The organism is Tepidiphilus sp. HLB4 (genome assembly GCF_054823945.1).
Genome location: NZ_JSYB01000037.1, coordinates 21,778 through 28,232, shown reverse-complemented (window position 1 = coordinate 28,232; position 6,455 = coordinate 21,778). Strand labels below are relative to the sequence as shown.

The 6,455-nt window shown below is 67.0% G+C and carries 9 protein-coding genes; 6 read left to right on the top strand and 3 right to left on the bottom strand.

The window, feature by feature from the left end; all coding sequences use genetic code 11:
* The coding region (gene pyrE, locus OA56_RS07225) for an orotate phosphoribosyltransferase (RefSeq protein WP_461584352.1) at positions 1 to 590 on the bottom strand (590 nt) is incomplete at its 3' end.
* Positions 591 to 671: 81 nt separating this feature from the next.
* On the opposite strand from pyrE, the gene OA56_RS07220 reads away from it, so the two are divergent.
* From OA56_RS07220 to OA56_RS07210, 3 genes are read left to right on the top strand one after another with little or no spacing between them, the layout of a single operon-like run.
* On the top strand, positions 672 to 1,472 hold the full coding sequence (locus OA56_RS07220; RefSeq protein ID WP_461584350.1) for an exodeoxyribonuclease III: 801 nt from the start codon (positions 672 to 674) through the stop codon (positions 1,470 to 1,472).
* 29 nt (positions 1,473 to 1,501) lie between these two features.
* Entirely contained in the window at positions 1,502 to 2,059 is a 558-nt protein-coding gene (locus OA56_RS07215; RefSeq protein WP_461584348.1) for a hypoxanthine-guanine phosphoribosyltransferase, read from the top strand.
* 12 nt (positions 2,060 to 2,071) lie between these two features.
* Positions 2,072 to 2,392, top strand: a complete 321-nt coding sequence (locus OA56_RS07210) for a DUF1840 domain-containing protein (protein WP_055422453.1) — start codon at positions 2,072 to 2,074, stop codon at positions 2,390 to 2,392.
* 48 nt (positions 2,393 to 2,440) lie between these two features.
* Here the strand turns inward: OA56_RS07210 and murB are convergent, their stop codons facing one another.
* Complete coding sequence (gene murB, locus OA56_RS07205; protein WP_461584346.1) at positions 2,441 to 3,487, bottom strand: UDP-N-acetylmuramate dehydrogenase; 1,047 nt, start codon at positions 3,485 to 3,487, stop codon at positions 2,441 to 2,443.
* The gene (locus OA56_RS07200) at positions 3,484 to 3,921 is read right to left on the bottom strand and encodes a PACE efflux transporter (protein ID WP_461584344.1); all 438 of its coding nucleotides are present in this window, start codon (positions 3,919 to 3,921) and stop codon (positions 3,484 to 3,486) included. Before OA56_RS07200 ends, murB begins: the two co-directional genes overlap by 4 nt.
* Before the next feature lie 151 nt (positions 3,922 to 4,072).
* Between OA56_RS07200 and OA56_RS07195 the strand changes: the two genes are divergently transcribed.
* Genes OA56_RS07195 through OA56_RS07185 form a run of 3 tightly spaced genes read left to right on the top strand, consistent with a single transcriptional unit; the run spans position 4,073 to position 6,454 of the window.
* The gene (locus OA56_RS07195; protein WP_461584342.1) at positions 4,073 to 4,846 is read left to right on the top strand and encodes an ABC transporter ATP-binding protein; all 774 of its coding nucleotides are present in this window, start codon (positions 4,073 to 4,075) and stop codon (positions 4,844 to 4,846) included.
* The gene (locus tag OA56_RS07190) at positions 4,843 to 5,577 is read left to right on the top strand and encodes an ABC transporter ATP-binding protein (RefSeq protein WP_055422449.1); all 735 of its coding nucleotides are present in this window, start codon (positions 4,843 to 4,845) and stop codon (positions 5,575 to 5,577) included. Before OA56_RS07195 ends, OA56_RS07190 begins: the two co-directional genes overlap by 4 nt.
* 13 nt (positions 5,578 to 5,590) lie before the next feature.
* Entirely contained in the window at positions 5,591 to 6,454 is an 864-nt protein-coding gene (locus OA56_RS07185; RefSeq protein ID WP_082438328.1) for a branched-chain amino acid ABC transporter permease, read from the top strand.
* Position 6,455 lies beyond the last annotated feature (1 nt).

Genomic DNA, 6,455 nt, shown 5'->3' with positions numbered 1-6,455 from the left:
TCGCGCAGCCGCGGATCGTCGGCAAGCAGCGCAAGCAAGTCCTCGAGCGTGGCTACGGCGATCACGGGGATGCCGAAGCGCCGGCTCACTTCCTGGGCGGCGGACTCCTCGCCCTCGCCGCGCTCCATGCGATCGAGCGCGATCACCACGCCTGCCGGCTCCGCCCCGTGAGCGCGGATGAGTTCGATGGAGGCGCGCACCGAAGTGCCCGCCGAGATCACGTCGTCGACGATGAGGATGCGCCCGCGCAGCGGCGCGCCGATGAGCCGCCCGCCCTCGCCGTGGTCCTTGGCTTCCTTGCGATCGAAGGAGAAAGGCTTGTCGAACCCCCGCTCAGCGAGCCGGATCGCCACCCCCGTCACCAAGGGAATGCCCTTGTAGGCCGGCCCGAAGAGCCCGTCGAAAGCGATGCCGCTCGCGAGGATCGCCTCGACGTAGAAACCGCACAGCGCGCGAAACGAGGCTCCGTCGTCGAAGAGCCCCGAGTTGAAGAAATACGGCGAGCGGCGCCCCGCCTTGGTGATGAACTCCCCGAAGCGCAGCACCCCTTTTTCACAGGCCAGGCGCAGGAATTCCCGGCTAAAATCCATGAACTTCCCCTTTTTCATGCACGCAACGGCCGGCAATGGTACGCGCCGGCCCGCCTTGCCGCAAGCCACCCCGGAGACGACATGACGCTGCGCATCCTCACGCTCAACCTCAACGGCATCCGCTCTGCCGCGGACAAAGGATTCTTCCGCTGGCTACCCTCGCAAGAGGCCGACCTCGTCGCCGTGCAGGAGCTCAAGGCGCAGGAAAAGGACCTCACCACGGAGATGCGCCACCCCGACGGTTACAGCGGACACTTCCATTTCGCCGAGAAGAAGGGCTACTCCGGGGTCGGCCTCTACCTGCGCCAGCCTCCGCTCGAACTCGTCGCCGGCATCGGCGAGCCCGAGTTCGACGCCGAAGGGCGCTATCTCGAGGCGATCTATCCCGGTCTCTCCGTGGTCTCGCTCTATCTGCCCTCCGGCTCGGCCGGCCCCGAGCGGCAGGCGTCCAAGTTCCGCTTCATGGAGGCGTTCTTTCCCAAGCTGCGCGAGCTGCGCCACTGCGGCCGCGAGGTGGTGATCTGCGGCGACTGGAACATCGCCCACACCGAGAAGGATCTCAAGAACTGGCGCAGCAACCAGAAACACTCCGGGTTTCTCCCCGAAGAACGCGCCTGGCTCACGCGCGTGTTCGACGAACTGGGCTGGGTCGACGTCTATCGCCGCCTCTACCCCGAGGCCACGGAAGAAGGCTACACCTGGTGGTCCAACCGCGGCCGCGCCTGGGAGAAGAACGTGGGCTGGCGCATCGACTACCAGATCGCCACGCCCGGCATCGCCGCCACGGCCCGCGCCGCCTGGGTCTACAAAGACGAGCGATTCTCCGATCACGCCCCGCTCATCGTCGATTACGACTTCGCGCTGGCGCAAAATCCGCGATAATTTCACCTTTTCGTCACGAGAACGTCACGATGAACCCCAAAGTCGAAGCCATGCGCCGCGTACTCGCCGAAGCCGAATGCATCGCCGATTCCGCCGAGGTGCAGCGCGCCATCGACCGCGTCGCCGCCGAGATCACGGAAGCGCTCGCCGAGCGCGACCCGCTCGTGTATGTGGTCATGAAAGGCGCCGTCGTCTTCGCTGGCCAGATCCTGCCGCGGCTGCGCTTTCCGCTGGAAGTCGCCTATCTGCACGCCACGCGCTACCATGACACCACCGCCGGCAGCCGGCTGGAGTGGCGCGTCGAACCCACCGCCCCCATCGAAGGGCGACCCGTGCTCGTGCTCGACGACATCCTCGACGAAGGCTACACGCTCGCCGCGGTGATGCAGCGCCTGCGCGACGAAGGCGCCGAGGACGTCTATCTCGCGGTGCTGTGCCACAAACTGCACGAACGCAAGGCCTATCCCGGCATGCGGGCGCATTTCACCGGCCTGGAGATCCCCGACCGCTACGTCTTCGGCTACGGCATGGACTATAAAGGATACTGGCGCAACGCCGACGGCATCTACGCCGTGCGGGAAGCGTAAGGAGGATTCGCCATGCTCGTCACCTTCAAATCCGACGCCGATGCCGACATCGTCATGTACCGCAAGCACGCCGAGCCCATCCTGCGGCTGCTGGGCAAGGACGTCGAGCGCGGCATCCTCACACCCGAAGCGCTGCCGCAGGCCATCGCCACGCTCGAAGCCGCGATCGAGGCCGACCGCCGGGCGCACCCGGGGCTGGACGAAGCCGAAGAAGAAAAGGCCAAGGAAGAAGGCAAGGAAGTGCCGGTGGAATTCCACCGCCGTGCCTGGCCGCTGCTGCAGATGATGAAGCGCGCGCTCGCCGAGAAGAAACCGGTCGTCTGGGGCATCTGACCCGCCCTGCACCGTCGGCCTCGCCGCCCAACCGGCGGAGGAAAACGGCTACGCCAGCGGCTGCACCACCCCTTCGCAGCCCACGAGCACCGGTTCCACCTCCAGCCGCACACCGAAACGCTCGGCCACCGTTTCGCGCACGCGGCGCGCGAGCGCGAGGAAATCCGCTCCTTTCGCTCCCCCCGCGTTGCACAGCACCAGCGCCTGGCGCTCATGCACCGCCGCGCCCCCTTCGCGCACCCCTTTGAGGCCGCAGCGCTCGATCATCCAGCCTGCGGCGAGCTTGACGCGCCCATCCGGCAAGGCGTGGCGCGGCAGCTCGGGATGGTGCGCCGCCAGGCGTTCGGCCACCTCGGGCGATACCACCGGGTTCTTGAAGAAACTGCCGACGTTGCCCTGCACGCGGGGATCGGGCAGTTTGCGCGCCCGGATCTCGGCCACCGCCGCGTACACTTCGGCGGGCGAGACGTCTTGCCCCAGGCCGGCGAAGCGGCGCTGCAAATCGGGATAGTCGAGCCGCGGCGGCTCGTTCCGCGGCAGGCGGAAGGTCACCGCCGTGATCACCAGGGAAGCAGACTCCCGCGCCTTGAAGCGGCTCGTGCGGTAGCCGAAACCGCACTCGGCGGCCGGCAGCCGCCACGCCAGCCCCGTGTCGCGCTCCACCCCTTCGACCCAGGCGATGCGCTCGCCCACCTCCAGCCCGTAGGCGCCGACGTTTTGCACCGGCACTGCCCCCACGCTGCCGGGAATGGCGGCGAGGTTCTCCAGCCCGCCCCAGCCCTGCGCCACGCACCAGCGCACGAACCCGTCCCACGGCTCCCCGGCGGCCGCGCGTACGAGCCGGGCCGCGTCGTCTTCCGCCAGCAGTTCGCGCCCGCGGGTAGCCAGGCGCACCACCCGTCCGGCGAAGTCTTCGAGAAAGACGACGTTGCTGCCCCCGCCCAGCACCAGCTCCGGCATCGGCGCGGCTGCGCGCCGCTCGCGCCAGCGGGCGAGATCGGCTTCTTCTTCCAGCACGAGCAGTTCGCGCGCCCGGGCGGGCACCCCGAGGGTAGTCCAGGCCGAAAGATCGACGTCCGTGAAACGCTGCATCATTCCTCTTGATCCGGACCGATGGGAAAGAGCCGGTCGTAGCACCAGTTGAAGACGTAGGCATAAACGGTATAGGCGAGCGCGAGCCCCAGATCGGCCACGAGCGCCTCCAGCCACCCCAGGCCGGTCCAGGCGACGATCACCGGCAAGGTGAGGAACAGGAGCCCGCCCTCGAACCCGAGCGCGTGCACGATGCGCCACGAAGGGGGGCGCAGGTCGGCACGGCGGCCCGCCAGACGCGCCTCCAGCCGGTCGAACACCGTGTTGTAGCAGGCGTTCCACAGCGCGGCGATGAGCGCAAGGAGCGCGAGTAAACCCAAGGAATCGAGTACCGGCGCGCCGCTTGCCCAAGAAAAAGGCGGCGTGATGAGCAGCAGACCGCCGGCTTCGAACGCCAGCACCTGGCGCAGGCGATCGCGCCAGGTGCGCAAGGCCACGCTGCCATCCTTCGCCCGGAACGTCTGGTTGCGCTCTTCCATCGGCGGCGATTGTACCGCCCCACCCCAGGTAAACCCTAGTTTGCAGGGGGTGGTTTTTCCGCTATCCTGCCCCGCCAAGATCGGGATCCTGGGAGGGACGAGGGTGGCGATGCTCGAACTGGAAGGCATCGTGATGGCCTTCGGCGGCTTTCGTGCCGTCGACGGCGTCACGCTCGGCGTCGAGGAAGGGCAGGTGCTCGGGCTCATCGGTCCCAACGGCGCGGGCAAGACGACGCTCTTCAACGTGATCGCCGGCGCCTATACGCCCACGGCCGGCACCATCCGTTTCCTGGGCGAGGACATCACGCGGCTGCGCACCGACGAGCGTTTCCACAAAGGGCTGGTGCGCACCTTCCAGATCCCGCACGAATTCCACCGTCTGAGCGTGCTGGAAAACCTCATGGTGGTGCCGCCGCACCAACCGGGCGAGAACCTCTTCGCCAACTGGTTCGAATGGGGCAAGGTGCGCCGCGTCGAAGAGGAGGTGCGGCAAAAAGCGATCGAAGTCCTTGCCTTTCTCGAACTCACCCACGTGGCCAACGAGCGTGCCGGACATCTCTCTGGCGGACAGAAGAAACTGCTGGAACTCGGGCGCACCATGATGACCGACGCCAAGCTGGTGCTGCTCGACGAACCCGCCGCGGGGGTGAATCGTACGCTGCTGCGCAAGCTCGAAGAGAAGATCCAGATCCTCAACCGGGAATGGGGCTACACCTTCATCCTCATCGAACACGACATGGAGATGATCGCCAAACTCTGCCATCCCGTCGTCTGCATGGCCGAAGGCAAAGTGCTCACCCAAGGAGATTTCCTCGACGTGCGCAACGACCCCCGCGTGCTCGAAGCCTATCTGGGCGAGACGGTGACGGAGGATGCCGCATGAATGCGACCACGGCCCGCGACCGCCCCCAGCCCATCCTCGTCATGCACCAGGTGCGCGGTGGCTATGGCGATGCCGACATCCTGCAGGGCGTCTCGCTCGCGGTGATGCCGCAGGAAATCGTGGTCATCGTCGGCCCCAACGGCGCGGGCAAGTCGACGGCGATGAAGGCGGTGTTCGGGCTGGTGCGCATCCGCAGCGGCGCCATCGTCTTCGACGGCGAGGACATCACCGGCTGGAGCCCGGATCGTATCGTGCGCCGCGGCATCTCCTACGTGCCGCAGGTCGACAACGTCTTTCGCGAGATGACGGTGCATGAGAACCTCGAAATGGGGGCTTTCCTCTCCAAGGGTGATCTGAGCGCGGCCTTCGATCGCATCTACGCCCTCTTCCCCGACCTGAAGGCCAAGCGCCACGCCCTCGCCGGCGACCTCTCCGGCGGGCAGCGCCAGATGGTGGCCATGGGCCGCGCCCTCATGCTCGAGCCCAAGCTCTTGCTGCTCGACGAGCCCACCGCCGGGCTCTCCCCCAAGTACATGCAGCAGATCTTTCAAATCTGCCGCGACGTGCGCGACTCGGGCGTGTCGATCCTGCTGGTGGAGCAGCACGCCAAACAGGCGCTCGCCTTCTGCGACCGCGGCTACGTGCTCGCCACCGGCGCCAATCGTCACGAAGGCAGCGGCCGCGAGCTTCTCGAAGATCCCGAAATCGCCCAGATGTTCCTCGGCGGATGAAGGGCCGACCATGATGGAATTCCTCAACTTCTACGTCGTTCCCGGCATCGTGACCGGCTCGGTCTATGCACTCGGGGCGATCGGCATCACGCTCATCTTCGGCATCCTGCGCTTCGGCCATTTCGCCCATGGCGATCTCGCCACCAGCGGAGCCTATCTCGCCCTGGGCGCGACGACGCTGCTCGGACTCATGCCCTGGGCGGCGCTGCCGGTGGCGATGGTCCTCACGGCGCTCCTTGCCTATGGCATTCACCGCCTCTTCTACCGCCATCTCGAATCCCGGCCCAAGATCCTCACCGTGATCGCCTCGCTCGGCATCGGCATGATGCTGCGCTCCATCGTCCAGGTCGTCTGGGGTGTGGATCCGCTCGCCTACGGCAGCGGCATCGCCCGGGCCCAAGCCTTCGGCCCCCTGATGCTGCGCCCGCGCGAGATCGCCACGCTCGCGCTCACGCTCGCGCTGGTGGCGGTACTGCTCGCCTTCCTGCGCTACAGCAAGTGGGGCAAGGCGATGCGGGCAATGTCGGACAACCCCGATCTGGCGCGCCTGTGCGGCGTCGACAACGACCGGGTCACGCGGCTCACCTGGTTCATCGTCGGCGCGCTCGCGGCCGCCTCGGGCTTTTGCCTGGGCATCAACACCGAACTCACCACCATGATGGGCTGGTCGGCGATGCTGTCGATGTTCGCCGCCGCGGTGCTGGGCGGCGTGGGGCGCGTGGAAGGGGCGGTGGTGGGCGGCCTGGTGATCGGTCTTGCCGAGGAGCTCTCGGTGCTCGTCGTGCCCAGCCCCTACAAATCGGCCACCGCCTTCGTCATCCTGCTCGCCATCCTGCTGCTGCGGCCGCAGGGCATCTTCAAGGGCAAAGTGCTGTAAG

Excerpts from the sequence above, each read along its gene's own strand:
- OA56_RS07185 (WP_082438328.1), top strand. The coding sequence starts at position 5,591 with ATGGAATTCCTCAACTTCTACGTCGTTCCCGGCATCGTGACCGGCTCG.
- murB (WP_461584346.1), bottom strand. The coding sequence starts at position 3,487 with ATGATGCAGCGTTTCACGGACGTCGATCTTTCGGCCTGGACTACCCTC.
- OA56_RS07210 (WP_055422453.1), top strand. The coding sequence starts at position 2,072 with ATGCTCGTCACCTTCAAATCCGACGCCGATGCCGACATCGTCATGTAC.
- OA56_RS07215 (WP_461584348.1), top strand. The coding sequence starts at position 1,502 with ATGAACCCCAAAGTCGAAGCCATGCGCCGCGTACTCGCCGAAGCCGAA.
- OA56_RS07190 (WP_055422449.1), top strand. The coding sequence starts at position 4,843 with ATGAATGCGACCACGGCCCGCGACCGCCCCCAGCCCATCCTCGTCATG.
- OA56_RS07195 (WP_461584342.1), top strand. The coding sequence starts at position 4,073 with ATGCTCGAACTGGAAGGCATCGTGATGGCCTTCGGCGGCTTTCGTGCC.
- OA56_RS07220 (WP_461584350.1), top strand. The coding sequence starts at position 672 with ATGACGCTGCGCATCCTCACGCTCAACCTCAACGGCATCCGCTCTGCC.